This is a genomic window from Nocardioides lentus, assembly GCF_039529515.1.
In the GTDB taxonomy this organism is placed as follows: Bacteria; Actinomycetota; Actinomycetes; order Propionibacteriales; family Nocardioidaceae; genus Nocardioides; species Nocardioides lentus.
Window position 1 is genome coordinate 1 of sequence record NZ_BAAAMY010000012.1, and the last position, 18927, is coordinate 18927.

At 74.7% G+C, this 18927-nt stretch carries 18 protein-coding genes and 1 other RNA gene; 8 read left to right on the forward strand and 11 right to left on the reverse strand.

Going from position 1 to position 18927, the window contains the following annotated elements:
* Positions 1-270: 270 nt before the first annotated feature.
* Genes ABD158_RS17120 through ABD158_RS17135 form a run of 4 tightly spaced genes read right to left on the reverse strand, consistent with a single transcriptional unit; the run spans position 271 to position 5900 of the window.
* The gene (locus ABD158_RS17120) at positions 271-3282 is read right to left on the reverse strand and encodes a bifunctional [glutamine synthetase] adenylyltransferase/[glutamine synthetase]-adenylyl-L-tyrosine phosphorylase (RefSeq protein ID WP_344008835.1); all 3012 of its coding nucleotides are present in this window, start codon (positions 3280-3282) and stop codon (positions 271-273) included.
* A gap of 5 nt (positions 3283-3287) precedes the next feature.
* Positions 3288-4052: a type 1 glutamine amidotransferase gene (locus tag ABD158_RS17125; protein WP_344008836.1), complete on the reverse strand. Its 765-nt coding sequence runs from the start codon at positions 4050-4052 to the stop codon at positions 3288-3290.
* Positions 4053-4081: 29 nt separating this feature from the next.
* The gene (locus tag ABD158_RS17130; protein ID WP_425573229.1) at positions 4082-5386 is read right to left on the reverse strand and encodes a glutamine synthetase family protein; all 1305 of its coding nucleotides are present in this window, start codon (positions 5384-5386) and stop codon (positions 4082-4084) included.
* A 55-nt stretch (positions 5387-5441) separates the two neighbouring features.
* Entirely contained in the window at positions 5442-5900 is a 459-nt protein-coding gene (locus tag ABD158_RS17135) for a hypothetical protein (RefSeq protein ID WP_344008838.1), read from the reverse strand.
* Positions 5901-5982: 82 nt separating this feature from the next.
* Here ABD158_RS17135 and ABD158_RS17140 point away from each other — a divergent pair, with 82 nt between their 5' ends.
* Positions 5983-6672, forward strand: a complete 690-nt coding sequence (locus tag ABD158_RS17140) for a response regulator transcription factor (RefSeq protein WP_344008839.1) — start codon at positions 5983-5985, stop codon at positions 6670-6672.
* A 7-nt stretch (positions 6673-6679) separates the two neighbouring features.
* A complete protein-coding gene (locus tag ABD158_RS17145) occupies positions 6680-7996 on the forward strand; it encodes a sensor histidine kinase (protein ID WP_344008840.1) in 1317 nt (438 codons plus the stop codon).
* Positions 7997-8074: 78 nt separating this feature from the next.
* On the opposite strand, the gene ABD158_RS17150 is transcribed toward ABD158_RS17145, so the two are convergent.
* The 3 genes from ABD158_RS17150 to ABD158_RS17160 all read right to left on the reverse strand — a co-directional run bounded on the left by ABD158_RS17150 (position 8075) and on the right by ABD158_RS17160 (position 9664).
* The gene (locus ABD158_RS17150) at positions 8075-8470 is read right to left on the reverse strand and encodes a hypothetical protein (protein WP_344008841.1); all 396 of its coding nucleotides are present in this window, start codon (positions 8468-8470) and stop codon (positions 8075-8077) included.
* Between the two features lie 179 nt (positions 8471-8649).
* Positions 8650-9294, reverse strand: coding sequence for a DUF998 domain-containing protein (locus ABD158_RS17155; protein WP_344008842.1), 645 nt, complete (start codon positions 9292-9294; stop codon positions 8650-8652).
* Position 9295: 1 nt separating this feature from the next.
* Positions 9296-9664, reverse strand: coding sequence for a winged helix-turn-helix transcriptional regulator (locus tag ABD158_RS17160; protein ID WP_344008843.1), 369 nt, complete (start codon positions 9662-9664; stop codon positions 9296-9298).
* A 129-nt stretch (positions 9665-9793) separates the two neighbouring features.
* On the opposite strand from ABD158_RS17160, the gene ABD158_RS17165 reads away from it, so the two are divergent.
* Positions 9794-10648: an NAD(P)H-binding protein gene (locus ABD158_RS17165; RefSeq protein WP_344008844.1), complete on the forward strand. Its 855-nt coding sequence runs from the start codon at positions 9794-9796 to the stop codon at positions 10646-10648.
* 8 nt (positions 10649-10656) lie between these two features.
* Here the strand turns inward: ABD158_RS17165 and ABD158_RS17170 are convergent, their stop codons facing one another.
* Complete coding sequence (locus ABD158_RS17170; RefSeq protein ID WP_344008845.1) at positions 10657-12708, reverse strand: NAD(+) synthase; 2052 nt, start codon at positions 12706-12708, stop codon at positions 10657-10659.
* Positions 12709-13040: 332 nt separating this feature from the next.
* Between ABD158_RS17170 and ABD158_RS17175 the strand changes: the two genes are divergently transcribed.
* The 4 genes from ABD158_RS17175 (at position 13041) to ABD158_RS17190 (ending at position 17676) form a co-directional block, all read left to right on the forward strand.
* Positions 13041-15254 carry a carbon starvation CstA family protein gene (locus ABD158_RS17175; protein ID WP_344008847.1) on the forward strand — a complete coding sequence of 738 codons (2214 nt, stop codon included), beginning with the start codon at positions 13041-13043 and terminating at the stop codon, positions 15252-15254.
* A complete protein-coding gene (locus ABD158_RS17180; protein ID WP_344008849.1) occupies positions 15251-15472 on the forward strand; it encodes a YbdD/YjiX family protein in 222 nt (73 codons plus the stop codon). The genes ABD158_RS17175 and ABD158_RS17180 overlap by 4 nt, the downstream gene beginning before the upstream one ends.
* A gap of 73 nt (positions 15473-15545) precedes the next feature.
* Positions 15546-16427, forward strand: coding sequence for a 3-methyl-2-oxobutanoate hydroxymethyltransferase (gene panB / locus ABD158_RS17185; protein ID WP_344008851.1), 882 nt, complete (start codon positions 15546-15548; stop codon positions 16425-16427).
* A 58-nt stretch (positions 16428-16485) separates the two neighbouring features.
* Positions 16486-17676, forward strand: coding sequence for a PQQ-dependent sugar dehydrogenase (locus ABD158_RS17190; protein ID WP_344008854.1), 1191 nt, complete (start codon positions 16486-16488; stop codon positions 17674-17676).
* Positions 17677-17724: 48 nt separating this feature from the next.
* On the opposite strand, the gene ABD158_RS17195 is transcribed toward ABD158_RS17190, so the two are convergent.
* Complete coding sequence (locus ABD158_RS17195) at positions 17725-17988, reverse strand: hypothetical protein (RefSeq protein ID WP_344008856.1); 264 nt, start codon at positions 17986-17988, stop codon at positions 17725-17727.
* Positions 17989-17994: 6 nt separating this feature from the next.
* Complete coding sequence (locus tag ABD158_RS17200; protein WP_344008858.1) at positions 17995-18183, reverse strand: hypothetical protein; 189 nt, start codon at positions 18181-18183, stop codon at positions 17995-17997.
* 61 nt (positions 18184-18244) lie between these two features.
* Between ABD158_RS17200 and rnpB the strand changes: the two genes are divergently transcribed.
* An RNA gene (gene rnpB / locus ABD158_RS17205) (RNase P RNA component class A) lies at positions 18245-18646 on the forward strand.
* Positions 18647-18662: 16 nt separating this feature from the next.
* Here rnpB and ABD158_RS17210 read toward each other — a convergent pair.
* Positions 18663-18863 carry a hypothetical protein gene (locus ABD158_RS17210; RefSeq protein ID WP_344008860.1) on the reverse strand — a complete coding sequence of 67 codons (201 nt, stop codon included), beginning with the start codon at positions 18861-18863 and terminating at the stop codon, positions 18663-18665.
* Positions 18864-18927 lie beyond the last annotated feature (64 nt).

Consider the following 18927-nt stretch of genomic DNA (forward strand, 5'->3'; position numbering starts at 1 on the left):
GCCGCACCCGCAGCCGCGGTGACCATGACGACGGTCGCGAGGACCTTGGTGGAGGTGGAACGCTTGCTGGTCTTGCTGGTCTTGGTGGCCTTGTGGCTCATGGCGGTGTCTCTTCCCTCGTGCGGGACCCGGCCCCCCCGGGCTCCCTGATGAGAAGAACTCTGCCGTTCAACCCTCAACGACCCCCACGGTCAAGACCCCGCGTACGACGGAGGTATCCGCAAGCCCCCGCCACGCTTCCTCAAGGATTCCGCAATCGCCTGCGGAGCCTCAGGAGCCCTCGCCCCAGAACACCCGGTCGACGACCTCGTGGGCACGGCGGGTGGTGCGCAGCAGGTCGTTGACGAGCTCGTCGGAGCGGCCGGGGCCGTAGCCGAGCAGCGCCGCGACCCCGGCGCGCTCGCGGGCGTCGGTGGGGATCTGGTCGCCGGCCTTGCCGCGCACCAACGTGATCGCGTTGCGCACGCGGCTCACCATGCGCCACGACGCGGCGAGCCGGTCGGCGTCCTCCCGGTCGACCAGGCCGGCCTCGGCGGCGGCGTCGAGGGCGGGCAGGGTGCGCGGCGTGCGCAGCCCCTCGAGCCTGCCGGCGTGCTGCATCTGCAGCAGCTGCACGGTCCACTCCACGTCGGCGAGCCCGCCGCGGCCGAGCTTGAGGTGCGTGCGACGGTCCGCGCCGCGCGGGAGGCGCTCGGCCTCGACGCGCGCCTTGATGCGGCGGACCTCGGTCACCCCGTGCTCGTCGAGGCCGTCCGCGGGGAAGCGCAGCGGGTCCACGAGCTCGTGGAAGCGTCGCCGCAGCCCCTCGTCGCCGACGACGGCGTCGGCGCGCAGCAGCGCCTGGAACTCCCAGACGTCCGACCAGCGCCGGTAGTAGGCCTCGTACGACGCGAGCGTGCGCACGAGCGGTCCCTGCCGGCCCTCGGGGCGCAGGTCGGCGTCGACCTCGAGCGGCGGGTCGCTGGCGGGCAGCGACAGCAGGCGGCGCAGCTCGTTGACGACGCCCTGGGCGTACGACGCCGCGACCTGCGGGTCGGCGCCCTCGACGGGCTCGCTGACGAACATCACGTCGGCGTCGGAGGCGTAGGAGAGCTCGAAGCCGCCGTAGCGGCCCATGGCGACCACCGCCATCCGCGCCGGGGGTGCGTCGAGGCCGCGGGCGGCGGCCACCGAGCGCAGGGACACGTCGAGGGTGGCCTCCAGGGTGGCGTCGGTCAGCCGCGAGAGCGTCTCCTCGACCTCGGTGACGTCGACGGTGCCCACGAGGTCGCCCGCGGCGGTGCGGAACAGCTCGCGGCGGCGGATCCCGCGCACCGCGCGGACGGCGTCCTCGGCCCCGTCCCGGCGGCGGGCGACGCCCAGCATCTCGGCGGTCACGGCCTCCAGGCCGAGCGGACGCAGGTCCCCGGCGAGCATCCGCACGCCCTCGGGCTCGCGCTGCAGCAGGTCGGTGGCGTAGCGCGAGCTGGCGAGGATCCGCGCCAGCCGCTCGGCCACCTGGCCCTCGTCGCGCAGGACGCGCAGGTACCAGGGGGTGTGGCCGAGGCTCTCGCTGATCCGGCGGAAGCCGAACAGGCCGGCGTCGGGGTCCGGGGCGTCGGCGAACCACTCGAGCATCACCGGCAGCAGCGTGCGCTGGATGGCGGCCGTGCGGGAGACCCCGGAGGTCAGGGCCTCGAGGTGGCGCAGCGCCGCGGCGGGGTCGTCGTAGCCGAGGGCGGCGAGGCGGGCGCGGGCGGCGTCCGGGGAGAGCCGGATGTCCTCGCCGGCGATCTGCGCGACGGCGCCGAGCAGCGGGCGGTAGAAGAGCTTCTCGTGCAGGCGCCGGACCTCGCGCCGGTGGTGGCGCCACCACCGGTCGAGCTCGCCGGTGGGGTCCTTGTAGGCCCCGAGCGAGCGACCGAGGCGTCGCAGCACGTCGTCGTCCTGGGGGACGACGTGGATGCGCTGGAGCCGGTCGAGCTGCATGCGGTGCTCGAGGGTGCGCAGGAACGCGTACGCGTCGTGCAGCGCCTGCCCGTCCTCACGGCCGACGTAGCCGCCCTCGGTGAGCGCGTGCAGCGCGCTCAGGGTGGCCGGCTGGCGGATGCTCTCGTCGCCGCGCCCGTGGACCAGCTGCAGCAGCTGCACCGCGAACTCGACGTCGCGCAGCCCGCCGGAGCCGAGCTTGAGCTGGCGCTCGGCCTGGCCCGCCGGGATGTGCTCCACCACGCGGCGGCGCATCGCCTGCACGTCGGGCACGAAGTTCTCCCGCTCCGCGGCATGCCAGACCATCGGCGCCAGCGCCTCGACGTAGGCCCGTCCCAGCGCGGCGTCGCCGGCGACCGGCCGCGCCTTGAGCAGGGCCTGGAACTCCCAGGTCGCGGCCCACTTCTCGTAGTAGCCGACGTGGCCGGCCAGGGTGCGCACCAGCGCCCCGGCCTTGCCCTCGGGGCGCAGGGCGGCGTCGACGGGCCAGATGGTGCCCTCGGCGGTGTGGTCGCCGCAGATGGCGATGAGGTCGCTGGCCAGCCGGGTGGCGACGCGGCGGGCCTCGTTCTCGTCGGCGCCCTCGGCCGGCTCGTGGACGAACACGACGTCGACGTCGGAGACGTAGTTGAGCTCGTGGCCCCCGCACTTACCCAGCGCGACGACCGCGAGCCGGGCCGCGGCGTGGCGCTCGCCCACGCCCCCACGGGCGACCGCCAGGGCCGCGTCGAGGGTGCCGGCGGCGAGGTCGGACAGCTCCGCGGCGACGTCGTCGACGCCCATGTGGTGGGCGAGGTCGCGGGCGGCGAGCCGCACCAGCACGCGGCGGTACTCCACGCGCAGCGCGTCGGCCGCCGCCGCACGGTCCAGCTCGGCGACCGGCACCGCGGCCGGGTCCTCGCGCTGCTCGGGGGGCACGCCGACGGCCGCCAGCAGCCCGGCGCGCACGGCGTACGCCGCGGGGCGGGTCGAGCCCAGGGCGGGGTCACGCAGCTCGCGCCACTGCTCGGGGTGGCGCACGAGGTGCTCGCCGAGGGCCTCGCTGCCGCCGAGGACGCTGAGCAGGCGCATCGCGGTGCCCTCGTCGTCGACCAGCTCGCCCAGCAGGTCGGACGCGTCGTCGCCGAGCGCTTCGACCAGGGCGACGAGGAAGCGCAGCGCCCGGTCGGGGTCGGCGGTGCGCCCGAGCAGCGCGACGACCGCAGCGGCCTCGTCGCCGAGCCCGTCGCCGAGCCCGAGGAGGCGCTCCTCGCCCGCCTCGGCGTCGGTGAACCCGGCCCGGACCAGGGTGCCGCGCAGGGTGCCGCGGTTCATGCGGGTCACCCCACCCGGTCGGGCTGGCGACAGCGCCCGGCGAAGGCGAGCGCCAACGGCTCCCAGGCGGCCCGCAGCTCGGCGGCGGCGGACCCGACCTCGTCGAGCACGGCGGCCTGGTCGAGGCCCCGCTCGGCGTGGCGGGCGGCGTCGCCGACGGCCCACTCCTCGACGACCGCGCGGTCCGCCTCCGGGTGCAGCTGCACCCCCCACGCGGTCTCGGCGAAGCGGGCCACCTGCAGGGTGCCGTCGGCGCCGCGCGCGAGGGCGACGGCGCCCGGCGGCTCGGCGACGACCACGTCGTCGTTCCAGTGCACCCCGCGGCGGGGGCTCGCGAGCGGGCCGACGAGGGGGTCGGCGACGGCCTCGGGCGTCCACCGCACCGGCGTCAGGCCGACGGTCTGGCCCGCGGGGTTGCGATCGACGCGGCCGCCCAGGGCGACGGCGACGAGCTGGTGGCCGAGGCAGATGCCGAGGGTGGGCACCCGGCGCGCCACGGCGTCGCGGACCAGCGCCTTGACCGGTCCGAGCCACGCGACATCGGCGTCGTCGTGGGCGCCCATCGAGCCGCCCAGCACGAGCAGGCCGTCGTGACCGGCCAGGTCGTCGGGCAGCGCGGCGGACGACGGGTCCGAGCGCCACGGCTCGACGACGTCGAGGTCGCAGCCGGCCTGCGCCAGCCAGCGGCCGAACCAGGCGGGGGCGCAGTCGGCCTGGTGCTGGACGACGAGGACGCGGGGACGGCGAGGAGAAGGGGCGACGTCGCTCACAGCGACGAACCTACCGCCCGTCGCGGGCCTCAGATCACCGACAGCATCCGGTCGCGCTCGTAGGCGTGCACGTGCCCGCGGTAGTCCTCCCACTCGCTGCGCTTGTTGCGCAGGAAGAAGTCGTAGACGTGCTCGCCCAGCACGTCGGCGAGCAGCTCGGAGCCCTCGGCGACCTCGATGGCCTCCGCGAGGCTGCCGGGCAGCGGGTCGATGCCCAGCGCCCGACGCTCGCGGTGGGTCAGCGACCACACGTCGTCCTCGGCCTCGCGGGGCAGCTCGTAGTCCTCCTCGATGCCCTTCAGGCCGGCGCCCAGGATCACGGCGTAGGCGAGGTAGGGGTTGCAGGCGGCGTCGACGGTGCGCAGCTCGATGCGGGTCGACTGGCCCTTCGACGGCTTGTGCATCGGCACCCGCAGCATCGCGGAGCGGTTGTTGTGCCCCCACGAGATGTACGACGGGGCCTCGCCGCCGCCGAGCAGGCGCTTGTAGGAGTTGACCCACTGGTTCGTGACGCAGGTGATCTCCGCGGCGTGGTGCAGGATCCCCGCGGCGAACTTCCGCGCGACGGGCGAGAGCTGGTACTCGGCGCCGGCCTCGAAGAACGCGTTCTGGTCACCCTCGAACAACGACATGTGGGTGTGCATCGCCGAGCCGGGGTGGGTGGTGAACGGCTTCGGCATGAAGGTCGCCCAGATGCCCTGCGACAGCGCGACCTCGCGGATGACGGTGCGGAAGGTCATCAGGTTGTCGGCGGTGCTGAGCGCGTCGGCGTAGCGGAGGTCGATCTCCTGCTGGCCGGGGCCGCCCTCGTGGTGGCTGAACTCCACCGAGATGCCCATCGACTCCAGCATCGTGATCGCCTCGCGCCGGAAGTCGGCGCCCTGGCTCTGCGCGGTGTGGTCGAAGAAGCCGCTGCGGTCGACCGGGACCGGCTCGACGCCGGGCTCCGGGGGGTGCTTGAACAGGTAGAACTCCACCTCGGGGTGGGTGTAGAAGGTGAAGCCCTTCTCCCCCGCCGCCTGCAGGGTCCGCTTCAGCACGAAGCGCGGGTCGGCGTACGACGGGCTGCCGTCGGGCATCTCGATGTCGCAGAACATGCGCGCCGTCGCGGGGCCCTCGCCGCGCCACGGGAGGATCTGGAACGTCGCGGGGTCGGGCTTGACCAGCATGTCGGCCTCCTGCACCCGCGCGAAGCCCTCGATCGCGGAGCCGTCGAAGCCGAGGCCCTCCGCGAACGCGCCCTCGAGCTCGGCCGGGGCGACCGCGACCGACTTCAAGGAGCCGAGCACGTCGGTGAACCACAGCCGTACGAAGCGCACGTCGCGCTCCTCCAGCGCCCGGATGACGAAGTCCTCCTGCTTGCCCATGGCGCCAGTGTGGCGCACGGGCTCAGTCGTCGTCCGCCGGGAGCGTGTTCTCCTCGTAGTCCGCGAGCTCGGGCCGGCCGCGGTTGCAGTAGACCTCGAACTCGATGGAGCGACCGGCGTTGCTGAACACGGCGTCGACGTCGTCGTCGGGCCCGGGCTCGAAGGACACGACGTCCCAGCCGGCGGCGCGGTCGGGGCGGGCGTCGGTGGCGTAGGCGACGGCCCCGCGGCACTTGACGTCCAGCTCGCCGAACTCCTCGCGGACCGTCTGGCGCACCACCTCGGCACCGGGCAGCGGGGAGACCGCGACCTCCGGGTCGTACCGGCCCTGGCCCTGGGTCGAGCGCTCGATCCCGCCGTCGCCCAGGGGCCCGCGACCGCGCACGGAGGCGCCGACGGTGGTCACGGCGGCGATGCCGATCGCGATGGCGACGACGGCGCACACCACCCACGCGATCGCGTAGCCCAGCCGCCTGTCCACCACCCCAGTCTCGGCCCCGCCCGCCCGGGGCGCCCCAACGGCGGGTTAAGGCGACGCTAAGGCCGCCCGGTAGGTTCTCGACGTGGTGCAGGTGCTGGTGATCGAGGACGACGACCGGATCCGTCCGCTCGTGGTGCGGTCGTTGTCGGACCACGGGTTCGCGGTCTCCTCCGAGCGCACCGGGATGGCCGGCCTGGCCGCCGCGGTGGACACGCGGCCCGACCTGGTGGTCCTCGACCTCGGGCTCCCCGACGTCGACGGCACCCAGGTGCTCTCGATGCTGCGGGCCGTCAGCGAGGTGCCGGTGATCGTGGCCAGCGCCCGCGACGACGAGCCGTCGCTGGTGAGCGCGCTCGACACCGGGGCCGACGACTACGTCGTGAAGCCCTACACCACCACCCAGCTGGAGGCGCGGATCCGGGCGGTGCTGCGACGCGCGGCCACCGGTCGCACCGTCCGCCGCAGCCTGGTCGTCGGCGGGCTCGAGATCGACGTCGCCGCGCGCCGCGCGACCCTCGACGGGACCTCGCTGGACCTCAGTCCACGGGAGTTCGACCTGCTGGTCCACCTCGCCGAGCGGGCCGGGGACGTCGTGACCAAGCGCGAGCTGCTGAGCGAGGTCTGGCAGCAGGCCTGGGGCGGGTCCGACAAGACAGTCGACGTCCACCTGTCGTGGCTGCGCCGCAAGCTGGGCGAGACCGCGACCGCGCCGCGCTACCTGACCACCGTCCGCGGGGTCGGGGTGCGCCTGGCGGCGCCGGACGGCGCATGACCCGCCGGTGAGACGCCAGCTGCGGCTGACGGTGGCCGCGACCGTGTCGATCGTCCTGCTCGCGATGCTGGTGCCGATGGCCGTGCTCGTGCGCGACTACGCCCTCGAGGACCGCATCGTGCAGGCGGCGCTGGAGGTGCAGGCCACCGAGACCGTCGTGTCCGGTGCGGAGGACGGGCGGGGCGAGGTGTCCACCTACCTGGAGCGCATCAACGCCGAGGGCGACACCACCACGACGGTGTTCTTCCCCGGCGGGTCCTCGGTGGGCCCCGACGAGACGGTCGACGACCGGGTCCGCGAGGCCCGCCGTACGGGGCAGGCGCGGATCGACGACACCCCGGACGGCGGTGCACGGATCCTGGTCCCCGTCTCCCTCGGCCGCTCCAGCGCGGCCGAGACGCCGGTGGTGCAGGTGGACGTCGCGCGACCCGGCCCAGGCTCCGGGGTGCTGCGGGCCTACCTCGTGCTCGCGCTGCTCGGCCTGCTGCTCCTGGTCGGCGCGATCGTGCTGGCCGAGCGGCTCGGCCGGGCCTTCACGAGCCCGATCCGCGCGCTGGCCGGGTGGACCCAGACCCTCGGCGAGCGCCGCCGCCCCGAGCCGGTGCCGGTGGGCGGCCCCCCGGAGGTCCAGGAGCTCGGCGTCGCGCTGGAGCGGCTCGTCGGCCGGATCGAGGAGCTGCTGGAGCGCGAGCGCGAGCAGGTGGCGGACCTGTCGCACCGGCTGCGGACCCCGGTCACGGCGCTGCGGCTCCGGATCGACCAGGTGGCCGACCCGGTCGCGCGGGTGCGGCTGACCCAGGACCTCGAGGCCCTCGAGCACGCCCTCGACTCCGTCGTGCGCGAGGCACGGCGCTCCCAGCGCGAGGGCATCGTGGCGCAGACCGACGCGGTCGCCGTGGTCGCCGAGCGGGCGGCGTTCTGGGGCGCGCTGGCCGAGGACCAGGGACGCGACCTCGAGGTCGACGTGCCCGACGGCCCCGTGCCGGTGTCCGCGGGCGAGGAGGACCTCGCCGCCGCGCTCGACGTGCTCCTCGACAACGCGTTCTCCTACACCCCGGAGGGGGCCACCATCCGGGTCGCGCTCGTGCGGGCCGCGGCGCCGGACGCCGCCGCGGCGGGCGCGCTGCTGGTCGTGGAGGACGCGGGCCCGGGGTTCCCCGAGGGTCTCGACGTCTCCGACCGCGGCACCAGCGGCAGCGGGTCGACCGGCCTGGGGCTGTCGATCGTGGAGCGCACCGCGGCGGCCTCCGGCGGCGGGCTCGAGCTCGGCGCCTCCGACCTGGGCGGCGCCCGGGTGAGCGTCCGGCTCGGACCCCCGCGCTGACGCACGACACCCCCGGCCGGGTCCCGGCCGGGGGTGTCGGTCGACGCGTGTGCCGACCCGCGGGGTCGGTGCGGGGGGTCAGGCCACCCGGATGGTGGTGCGGCAGACCTGGTCGGTCGTGGTGTTGCGGTACTGCAGCAGGAACGTGTCGGCGCCGCGGGTGTTGCTGCGGTTGCGCTCGACCTCGATGTCGCCCTCACGGTCGGCGGTGCGCGCGACGTTGTAGAACGTCTTGCCGTTCTGCTTCAGCACGACGCGGTACTTGGTGCCGCCCGCGTTGTCGAGGTCGGCGGTCACCTCGTAGGAGTTGCGGCGGTCGTCGTCGCGGTCGACGCTGAACTCGTAGGTGGCGCCACCGCAGGAGCCGTTGCGGTCGACGTCGGCGCTGGCCGGGCCGGCGAGGGCGACGGTCGCGGTGCCGGCGGTGAGGGCGGCGGTGCCGAGCAGGGCGGCGACGCGGGTGCTGGTCTTCATGGTTCCTCCTGGGAGCGGGTGGTGCGTTCGGTTGATGCGTGAACTTTCCCGCGACCCGGGCTAACGACGAACCAGCGACCGGCTAAGGCCAGGCAAAGGTCGCCGGGTCGGCAGGTGCGTGCGCCCGACGACGTCCGAGTCGGCGGTCGGGTGCGACGCGACGGTCCTCCGCAGCGGGCTCAGCGGCGCAGCGCGAGACCGCCGGTGACGACGTACCAGGCGACGACGGGGTAGATCGCGACCCGCTCCGCGAGACCGGTGGTGCCGTCGACGAGCAGCAGCGCCACCCCGAGGACGCCGACGACGGTCGCGGCGAGCGTGCCGAGGGCCCAGCGACGCAGGCCGGGGTCCGCCAGCGCCGCGACGCCCGCGACCCCGACCGCGAGGGTCGCGCCCCCGATGGCCGCGGTCGCCGCGACGTAGTGCCACGGGCCGTCGCCCGCGCCGAGGGGGACGAGACCGACCCCGACGTTGCCGGCGGCCGTCACCGCGAACAGGGCCACCACGCCGGCCCGCCACCGCGGCAGCAACGGCGCGAGCAGCACGGCACCGCCGATCACGAGCGCCCCGTGCACCCCGAGCGAGACGTTGAACGCCTCCGCCCACGGCGAGCACCCGCCGTCCGCGCGACAGGCGACCCGGCCCAGGTCGCTGACGACGTCCCGCGCCGGGTCGTACGACGGGCCGGTCCAGGCGAGCGCGGCGAGCACCTCGACCACGACGTACTGCACCACGAGCAGCCACACCACGCCGCCGGCGAGCACCCGCCCGCGCGGCGCCCCCGCCGGGAGCGTCCGGGTCGGCGCGCGCGTCCCGGGGACCACCTCAGCCCCGGGCGTCGTACGACGCGCGCGCGGTCTCGATGTCGCCCAGGTGGTCGCGCGCCCACGCCTCCAGCACGGCCAGCGGGCCCGTCAGCGACCGGCCCAGGTCGGTGAGCTCGTAGTCCACGCGCACGGGCACGGTCGCGTGGACCGTGCGGGTGACCAGGCCGTCGCGCTCGAGGTGGCGCAGGGTCTGGGTCAGCATCTTCTGGCTCACGCCCTCGATCGCGCGGGCCAGGTCGCCGTAGCGCCGCGGCCCCGGCGTCAGCACGCCCATCACCAGCACCGTCCACTTGTCCCCGATGCGGTCCAGGAGCTGGCGGCTCGGGCACAGGCGCGAGTACGGGTCGGCGACGGGCGTGGTGGTCACGGTCCAACTCTCCCTCAGGTGGCTACGGCACTTCAAGGTGCCTGCTCTCCAACGGGAAGCGGCACGCGCCTGTTCCCGTTCCCTCTCCACGCGCCCCGCTCCGGGGCACCCCACCCGAGAGGAACCCCCGTGTCCATCGTCGTCACCGCCGCCTCCGGCCAGCTCGGCCGCGCCGTCGTCACCTCGCTGCTCGACCGCGGCGCCGCGCCCGCCGACGTGGTCGCCACGTCCCGCCGTCCCGAGTCCCTGGCCGACCTGGCCGACCGCGGCGTCCAGGTCCGCCGCGCCGACTACTCCGAGCCCGCCACCCTGACCGAGGCCCTCGCCGGCGCCGAGCGCGTGCTGCTCGTCTCCGGCGACGAGTTCGGCCGGCGGGTCACGCAGCACACCGCGGTCGTCGAGGCGGCCGTCGCCGCCGGCGCCGGTCTGCTCGCCTACACCTCCGCGCCCCACGCCGCGACCACCTCGCTCGCACTCGCCGCCGAGCACGCCGCGACCGAGCGGGTCCTGGTCGGGTCCCCGATCGACCACGTGCTGCTCCGCAACGCCTGGTACGTCGAGAACTACACGGGTCAGCTCGCCACCTACCGCGAGCACGGCCTCGTCGGGGCGACCGGCGAGGGCCGCGTCAGCCTCGCGCTGCGCCGCGAGTACGCCGAGGCCGCGGCCGCCGTGCTCCTGGGAGAGGGCCACGCGGGGGCGACGTACGAGCTCGGGGGCGAGGCGGTCACGCTCGCCGAGCTCGCGGCCGTGATCGGCGACGTCACCGGGGAGCCGATCGGTCACACCGACGTGCCGGTCGCCCAGCTCGAGCAGATCCTCCTCGGCGCCGACCTCCCGGCCTCGGCGGCCGCGACGTTCGCCGACGTCGACCGGGGCATCGCGGCCGGCGAGCTGCTGGTGCCGACCGACGACCTGACCCGCCTGCTGGGGCGGGCGCCGCTGTCGACGACCGACGCCGTCCGCGAGGCGCTGGCGGGCTGACGCCGGACTCAGAGGTCCTCGGGCACCTCGGCGAGCTCCGCGAGCCACGCGGCCGCCGAGGCGTCCGAGGGCATGCGCCAGTCCCCGCGCGGGCTCATCGTGCCTCCCGCGGAGACCTTCGGCCCGTTGGGCAGCGCCGAGCGCTTGAACTGCGAGGCGAAGAACCGGCGCACGAACACCTCCAGCCACCGCTTCACGGTCGCCAGGTCGTACGACGTGCGGCCGGCCTCGGGGTGGTCCGGCGGCCAGCTCCCCGCGGCCGCGTCACGCCACGCGTGCCAGGCGAGGAACGCGATCCGGGAGGGTCCGTGGCCCTGCCGGGCGAGGTGGAACAGCGCGAAGTCCGCGAGCGCGTAGGGCCCGACGGTGGCCTCCGTCGACTGCGGCGTCTCGCCCTCCCGGGTGGGGACCAGCTCGGGGGTGATCTCCTGCGCGAGGATCTCCAGCAGCACCGGGCCCGCGGCCTCGGGCAGCTCCCCCGACCCGGCGGCCCACCGGATCAGGTGCTGGATCAGGGTCTTGGGCACGCCGGCGTTGACGCCGTAGTGCGACATCTGGTCGCCCACCCCGTAGGTGCACCAGCCGAGCGCGAGCTCGGAGAGGTCGCCGGTGCCCAGCACGATGCCGCCGCGGTGGTTGGCGATCCGGAACAGGTAGTCGGTCCGCAGCCCGGCCTGCACGTTCTCGAAGGTGACGTCGTAGACCTCCTCGCCGTCCGCGAACGGGTGGCCGAGGTCGGCCAGCATCTGGGTCGCCGCGGGGCGGATGTCGAGCTCCTCGAAGCGCACCCCGAGCGCCGCGCAGAGCCGCGTCGCGAGGTCCTTGGAGGTCGCGCCGGTCGCGAAGCCCGGCATCGTCACGGCGTGCACGTCGCTGCGCGGGCGGCCCAGGCGGTCCATCGCCCGCACGGCCACGACCAGCGCGTGGGTGGAGTCCAGGCCCCCGGAGACGCCGACGACGACCGTCGGCGAGCCGATCGAGGTGAGCCGGCGCTCGAGCGCCGCGACCTGGATGTTCCACGCCTCGTAGCAGTCCTGCGCGAGGCGGGCCGGGTCGTCGGGCACGAACGGGAAGCGGTCGACCGGGCGCTCCAGCCCGACGTCGCCGGTCGGGGGTCTCAGCGCCAGCGGCACGCGACGGAAGGCACCGGTGCGGACCTCGTGGGTACGGCGGTTGTCGTCGAAGGTGCCCTGGCGCAGCCGCTCCGCGCGCAGCCGGCGCAGGTCGACGTCGGCCACCGTGACCTGCGGACCCGGCGCGAAGCGGGGGCCCTCGGCGAGCAGGTCGCCGGCCTCGTAGACCATCGTCTGGCCGTCCCACGCCAGGTCCGTGCTGGACTCGCCCGCCCCCGCCGCGGCGTACACGTAGGCGGCGAGGCCCCGCAGGCTCGCCGAGCGCACCAGCAGCGTGCGGGTGTCGGCGCGGGCGATGGTGATCGGGCTGCTCGAGACGTTCAGCAGCAGCGTGGCGCCCGCCAGCGCCGCCTCGGCCGACGGCGGCACCGGCACCCACAGGTCCTCGCAGACCTCGACGTGGAAGACCAGCCCCGGCACGTCGGTGACCTCGAACAGCAGGTCCGGCCCCAGCGGCACCTCGTCGCCGAGCAGGGCGAGGGTCGCGCCGCGGTGCTCGTCGCCGGCGCCGAAGTGGCGCCGCTCGTAGAACTCGCGGTACGTCGGCAGGTAGGACTTCGGGGCGACGCCCAGCACCTCGCCGCGGTGCACGACGACCGCGCAGTTGAGCAGCCGGTTGCCCACCGCGAGCGGTGCGCCCACCACCAGGACCGGCGTCAGGTCGACCGAGGCCGCCACGATCTCGGCCAGACCCGCCAGCACGCCGTCGAGCAGCGTGTCGGCCAGGAGCAGGTCGTCGACCGCGTAGCCCGACAGGCACAGCTCGGGGAAGGTCGCGACCGCGACGGCGCGCTCGTGGCACTCGCGGGCCTGCGCGACGACGGCGCGCGCGTTGGCGGCCGGGTCCGCGGGGGTCACGGGCACGGTGCAGGCGGCGACCCGGGCGAAGCCCTGGGCGTACGCGGAGGTGAAGCTGTCGGCGTCCACGCGGCCAGTCTCCCGCACGGGCCGACCGGGCCCGTCACGCGGCCGCCGGCAGGCGGACACCCCTGAAATTGCAGAACCGCGGAGCCGTCTCGGGTCAGCTCCGCGGTTCTGGAGTACCGAGGAGCCGTCTCGGGTCAGTTCCTCGGTACGGGAAGAATCCTGCCCGACGGCCGGTCCCCGCACCAGTAGGTGAAGGTGCAAGCAATCCACAAGACGACCGCAACCCCGGGCGGGCGAGTCCGTGGCCGCCGTCACACCCGACGGGCATATGGTGGGTCGGCCGTGCGCACCCTGTGACCCCGTGCGCGGTCTCGAGATCCCGGGAGCAGCCCATGGCCACCGACACCACCACCCCGTCCGGGCCGCCGCCCGGCGACACCGAGGACCGGCCGACCGGCCGGGGCCGTCGCCCCACCCCGCTGTCGATCGCGGCCTGGACCGCGGTCGCGCTGGTCGGGGCCACCTGCTGGACCGTGCTCGCGCTGCAGCGCGGCGAGGACGTCTCGGCGCTGTGGATCCTCTTCGCCGCGGTCTCCTCCTACCTGATCGCCTACCGCTTCTACTCCAAGTTCATCGCCCGCCGGGTGCTCAGGCTGGACGACACGCGCGCCACCCCGGCCGAGCGGCTCGAGGACGGCAGCGACTTCGAGGTCACCGACCGTCGGGTGCTCTACGGCCACCACTTCGCCGCGATCGCCGGCGCCGGGCCGCTGGTCGGCCCCGTGCTGGCCGCGCAGATGGGCTACCTGCCGGGCACGATCTGGATCGTCGTCGGCGTGATCCTCGCCGGCGCGGTGCAGGACATGGTCGTCATGTTCTTCTCGATGCGCCGCGACGCGAAGAGCCTGGGCCAGATGATCCGCGAGGAGCTCGGGGTCGTCGGAGGCATCGCCGCCCTGATCGCCGTCTACGCGATCATGATCATCCTGCTCGCGGTGCTCGCGCTGGTCGTCGTCAACGCGCTCGCCGAGTCCCCGTGGGGCGTCGTCGCGATCGGCCTGACCATCCCGATCGCCCTGTTCATGGGCGTCTACCTGCGCTACCTGCGGCCCGGTCGGGTCATGGAGGTCACGGCGATCGGCGTCGCGCTGCTGCTCGGGGCCATCGCGCTGGGCGGCGTCGTCGAGAACTCCGGCCTCGCCTCGACGTTCGAGCTGTCCCCGGAGACGCTGACCATCCTCATGGTCGGCTACGGCTTCGTCGCCTCGATCCTGCCGGTCTGGATGCTGCTGACCCCGCGCGACTACCTCTCGACCTTCATGAAGGTCGGCGTCATCTTCCTGCTGGCCATCGGCCTGATCCTGGCCCGGCCCGTGCTGCAGGCCCAGGCGGTCACGCCGTTCGCCTCCAACGGTGAGGGCCCGGTGTTCGCCGGCTCGCTGTTCCCGTTCCTGTTCATCACCATCGCCTGCGGCGCCCTGTCGGGCTTCCACGCGCTGATCAGCTCGGGCACGACGCCGAAGATGATCGCCAAGGAGAGCCACGTCCGCATGGTCGGGTACGGCGGGATGCTCATGGAGTCCTTCGTGGCCGTGAGCGCGATCATCGCCGCCTGCGTCATCGACCAGGGCCTGTACTTCGCGATGAACTCCCCCGCCGGCGTCACCGGCGGCACCGCCGAGGGCGCCGCGGAGTTCGTCCGCACGCTCGGGTTCACCATCTCCCCCGACCAGCTCAACGCGTTCTCGGCGTCCGTGGAGACCGAGCTCGTCTCCCGCACCGGCGGGGCGCCGACGCTGGCCTTCGGCATCTCGATGATCTTCAGCGAGGCGTTCGGGTCCGGCATGACGGCGTTCTGGTACTACTTCGCGATCATGTTCGAGGCGCTGTTCATCCTCACCGCCATCGACGCCGGCACCCGTGTGGGCCGGTTCATGCTGCAGGACACCATCGGCAACTTCTGGCCCCGGTTCGGCGACACCTCGTGGAAGCCGGCCGCCTGGGCCGCCTCGGCGGTCACCACCGGCGCGTGGGGCTACATGCTCTACGTCGGGGTCACCGACCCGCTCGGCGGCATCAACCAGCTCTTCCCGCTCTTCGGCATCGCCAACCAGCTGCTGGCCGCCATCGCCCTCACGCTGTGCGTCACGCTGTTCTGCAAGCACGGCTGGTGGAAGTACGTCTGGGTGCCGGCGGTGCCGCTGGCGTGGGACCTCGTGGTCACGCTGACCGCGAGCTACCAGAAGGTGTTCAGCGACAACCCCGCGATCGGCTACCTCGCCCAGGCCGACCGCTACCGCACCGCCCGCGACGCCGGCGAGGTGCTGGCCCCGGCCACCGACGCGGGCCAGATGAGCACGGTGGTGTTCAACTCCACCGTCAACGCCGTGCTGCAGGCCAGCTTCGCGATCCTGGTCGTCGTCATCGTGGCGAACGCGGTCGTCATCTGGGTCAAGGCCGCCCGTGCGGGTTCGCTGCCCACCACCGAGGTGCCCCACACCCCCTCGCAGGTCGTGGCGCCGGCCGACTTCTTCGCCACCGCCGAGGAGAAGCAGGCCGTGGCGGCCTGGGAGTCCGAGCGCCGGGGCGCGGGGGCCGGCCGGTGAGCGCCGCCCCCGTCGGTCCGGTCGCGGGCCCCGTGGCCGTCGCCCGCCGGTGGGCCGCGGGCGTGCGCTGGTACGCCCGGCAGCTCTCCGGCGAGGCCAAGTGGGACGACTACCTCGAGCGGTGCCGCCGCGACGGGGTGGAGCCCATGACCCGGCGGGCGTTCGAGCGGCACCGTGCGGACCACGCCGAGGCGAGCCCGCAGCAGCGCTGCTGCTGAGCCCGAGGGTCCCGCACCGGGTTGAGACGCCCGTCACGTGTCGCCCGGCGGCCGGCACTGGTGAGATGGGGCCATGAGCAGCGACGAGCAGCAGGCGCCGTACGGCGGCGGCCCGGCCCCCGCGGGCCCCGGGGGGCCGGCCGGTCCCGCCCGGACGGGACCCGCGCGGGTCCGCACGCGCCACCTCGCGGAGATGAAGGCCGCCGGAGAGCGCTTCGCGATGCTGACGACGTACGACCAGCACACCGCCGCGATCTTCGACGAGGCCGGCATCGAGGTGCTCCTCGTCGGCGACAGCGCCGGCAACAACGTGCTGGGGCACGCCACGACCATCCCGGTCACCGTCGAGGACCTGCTGCCCCTCACCGCCGCGGTGGCGCGCTCCGCGACCCGGGCACTCGTGGTCGGCGACCTGCCGTTCGGCTCCTACCAGGCGTCCCCGGAGCAGGCCTACCTGACCGCGGCGCGGTTCATGAAGACCGGCGGCGCCCACGCGGTCAAGCTCGAGGGCGGCGTGGAGATGGCACCCCAGATCGAGCGGCTCTCCCGCGGTGGCATCCCGACGATGGCCCACATCGGGTTCACGCCGCAGTCCGAGCACGCCCTGGGCGGCTACCGGGTCCAGGGCCGTGGCGACGCCGCCGAGCAGCTGCTCGCCGACGCGCACGCCGTCCAGGCCGCCGGGGCGTTCGCGGTCGTCATGGAGATGGTCCCCGCCGAGATCGCGGGACGGGTGACCGCGGAGCTCACCATCCCGACCATCGGGATCGGCGCCGGCGCCGACTGCGACGGCCAGGTGCTGGTGTGGACCGACGCGTTCGGGATGCGGGAGGGGCGGATGCCCCGCTTCGTCAAGCAGTACGCCGACCTGCGCGGCGTGCTCCTGGCCGGGGCCCGCGCCTACGCCGACGAGGTGCGCGACGGCAGCTTCCCCGCCCCCGAGCACGGGTTCTGAGCGGGGGGGGCGGCCCGAGGTGCTGTCCGGTGTCGGCGATCCGTCGTACCTTGCTGGCATGCGCCGTCTCCCCCGCCTCTCGGTCCTCGTCCCCTCCCTGCTGGGCCTCGCGCTCGCGGTCCCGACCGCGGGCGCCGTCGGACCGGTCGCGGCCGACGAGCCCGGCGCCGCGCCGTCGTCCGCAGGCTCCGCCGCCGAGGCGGTGCCGGGCCTGCGGGTCACCCGTCCGGCGCGTGGGCTCCGGCAGCCCTGGGACGTGCAGCCGATCGACCGCGGCCGCCTGCTCGTCACCGAGCGCGAGACCAAGCGGCTCCTGGTCGTCACCGACGGCCGCGCCCGTGCCGTGCGCTGGGGGGCCGACGTCTGGGCCGCGGGCGAGACCGGGCTCATGTCGCTGGAGGTCGACCCCGGCTTCGCGTCCAACCGCCGCTTCTACACCTGCGCCGGCGGGTTCCCCGCCGACGGCGGGCGTGACGTCCGGGTGACCGCGTGGAAGCTCAACGGCCAGGGCACCCGGGCCACGCGCGCGACGAGCCTCCTCACCGGCCTGCCGGCCTCCGGCGGTCGCCACGGCGGCTGCCGGCTCCTGATCGCCGCCAACGGCGCCCTGCTGGTCGGCACCGGCGACGCCGCCGACGAGCGCAACCCGCAGAGCCTCACCTCGCTCGGGGGCAAGACCCTGCGGATGAACCGGTTCAGCGGACGACCCTGGCCCGCCAACCCCTTCGCCGACGCCGCCAACCGCAACCAGCGCTACGTGCTCACCTACGGCCACCGCAACGTGCAGGGCCTCGCCCAGCGCAACGACGGGAGCCTCTGGTCGGTCGAGCACGGCCCCTCGCGCGACGACGAGGTCAACAAGCTCGTCGGCGGCGCCAACTACGGCTGGAACCCCGGCCCCGGCTACGACGAGAACCGCCCGATGACCGACTTCTCCCTGCCCGGCCCCCAGCTCGGCGCCCGGTGGAAGTCGGGCGACCCCACCGTCGCCACCTCCGGCGCCGCCTGGGTCCGCGGCGCCCGCTGGGGCAGCCTCAACGGCACGCTCGCCGTGGCCGCGCTCAAGGACTCCAGCGTCCGCTTCCTGCGCTTCGACGCCGACGGTCGGCTGCAGTCCGTCCGCCGCCCCGCCGCCCTCACCCGCTTCGGGCGGCTGCGCTCGGTCACCAACGCGCCCAACGGCGACCTGCTGATCACCACCGCCAACGGCACCGGCGACAGCGTGCTCCGCGTCCGCCCGCGCGGCTGACGGCGGTCCGCGAGCGGATCCTCCGGCCGGGGCCGGAGAGACCGGTGGTCAGCCCCAGCCGAAGGCCGCGGCGCCGCCGACCACCGCTCCGAACCACAGGGCGATCGCGACCACCGGCACCACGGCGCTGGTGCGGGGTCGCGGGCCGGCCAGGCGCAGCGTCACGACGAGCATCGCCAGCCACGCCAGGAGCAGCAGCACGCCCGCCCACCAGGGCACGAAGCGGAACGACGTGCCGTACAGGAAGAGCGCGGCGGCCATGGCGACCAGTGCCGCGAACGGCCAGGGCGAGGCCCGCGGCGGGAGGGCCACCGGACCTCAGTCCTCGGAGGCCTCGTCGTCCCAGCGGGACTCGCGCTCCCACTTCTCGTTGCGCTCGGCCACGATCTCGAGCGCGCGCGACGCCTGCTCGCGGGTCGGGTAGGGCCCGAGCCGGTCCTTCGCGCGGCACCCCTCCGCACCCTCGACGGTGTGGTGCTTGGTGCAGTACCAGTACTCCTCGTCCACACCGGCGAACCTACGCCACCGGGGCCCGCGGCGCCCATGCCCTAGGATCGCCGGCAGCGGATGGGCTGGCCGGGCGACCGCGTTCCTCCTCCGGGAGGGCCGAGGAAGGTCCGGGCTCCACAGGGCGAGGTGGTGGGTAACACCCACCCGGGGTGACCCGCGGGACAGTGCCACAGAGAGAAGACCGCCTCCCGGCCACGGTCGGGCGGTGAGGGTGAAAGGGTGGTGCAAGAGACCACCAGCGTGCCGGGTGACCGGTGCGGCTCGGTAAACCCCACCTGGAGCAAGGTCAAGAAGCCGTCCCCACGGGGACGGTGCGCGAGTGTCCGAGGGCGGCCCGCCCGAGCTCGCGGGTAGACCGCACGAGGCCGTCGGCGACGGCGGCCCTAGATGGATGGTCGCCAACCCCGGCGTCGCGAGGCGTCGGGGTGAACAGAACCCGGCCTACGAGCCAGCCCATCCGCCCCCGGCCGGCTCGGTCAGGCGGCGCCGTCGAGGTAGCCGATGAAGAGCCGTGCGAACACCAGCAGCGCCAGGGTGCCGCCGACGGTCCAGCCCAGGACCTTGAGCCCGACCAGGCGCGAGGAGCGCCGGACGACGGCGCCCAGGCACCGCAGCAGGGCCACGCACGTCAGCGCGGCCGCGACGATCGAGACCCAGACGAACTGCTCGGGGGACACACCTCATCCTCCCACGCGGGGGGTCGGCGTGGCCGCTCACCCGGCGTGCCCGGCCGGCCGTGCG

Excerpts from the sequence above, each read along its gene's own strand:
- ABD158_RS17120 (WP_344008835.1), bottom strand. The coding sequence starts at position 3,282 with ATGAACCGCGGCACCCTGCGCGGCACCCTGGTCCGGGCCGGGTTCACC.
- ABD158_RS17150 (WP_344008841.1), bottom strand. The coding sequence starts at position 8,470 with ATGAAGACCAGCACCCGCGTCGCCGCCCTGCTCGGCACCGCCGCCCTC.
- ABD158_RS17175 (WP_344008847.1), top strand. The coding sequence starts at position 13,041 with ATGGCCACCGACACCACCACCCCGTCCGGGCCGCCGCCCGGCGACACC.
- panB (WP_344008851.1), top strand. The coding sequence starts at position 15,546 with ATGAGCAGCGACGAGCAGCAGGCGCCGTACGGCGGCGGCCCGGCCCCC.
- ABD158_RS17190 (WP_344008854.1), top strand. The coding sequence starts at position 16,486 with ATGCGCCGTCTCCCCCGCCTCTCGGTCCTCGTCCCCTCCCTGCTGGGC.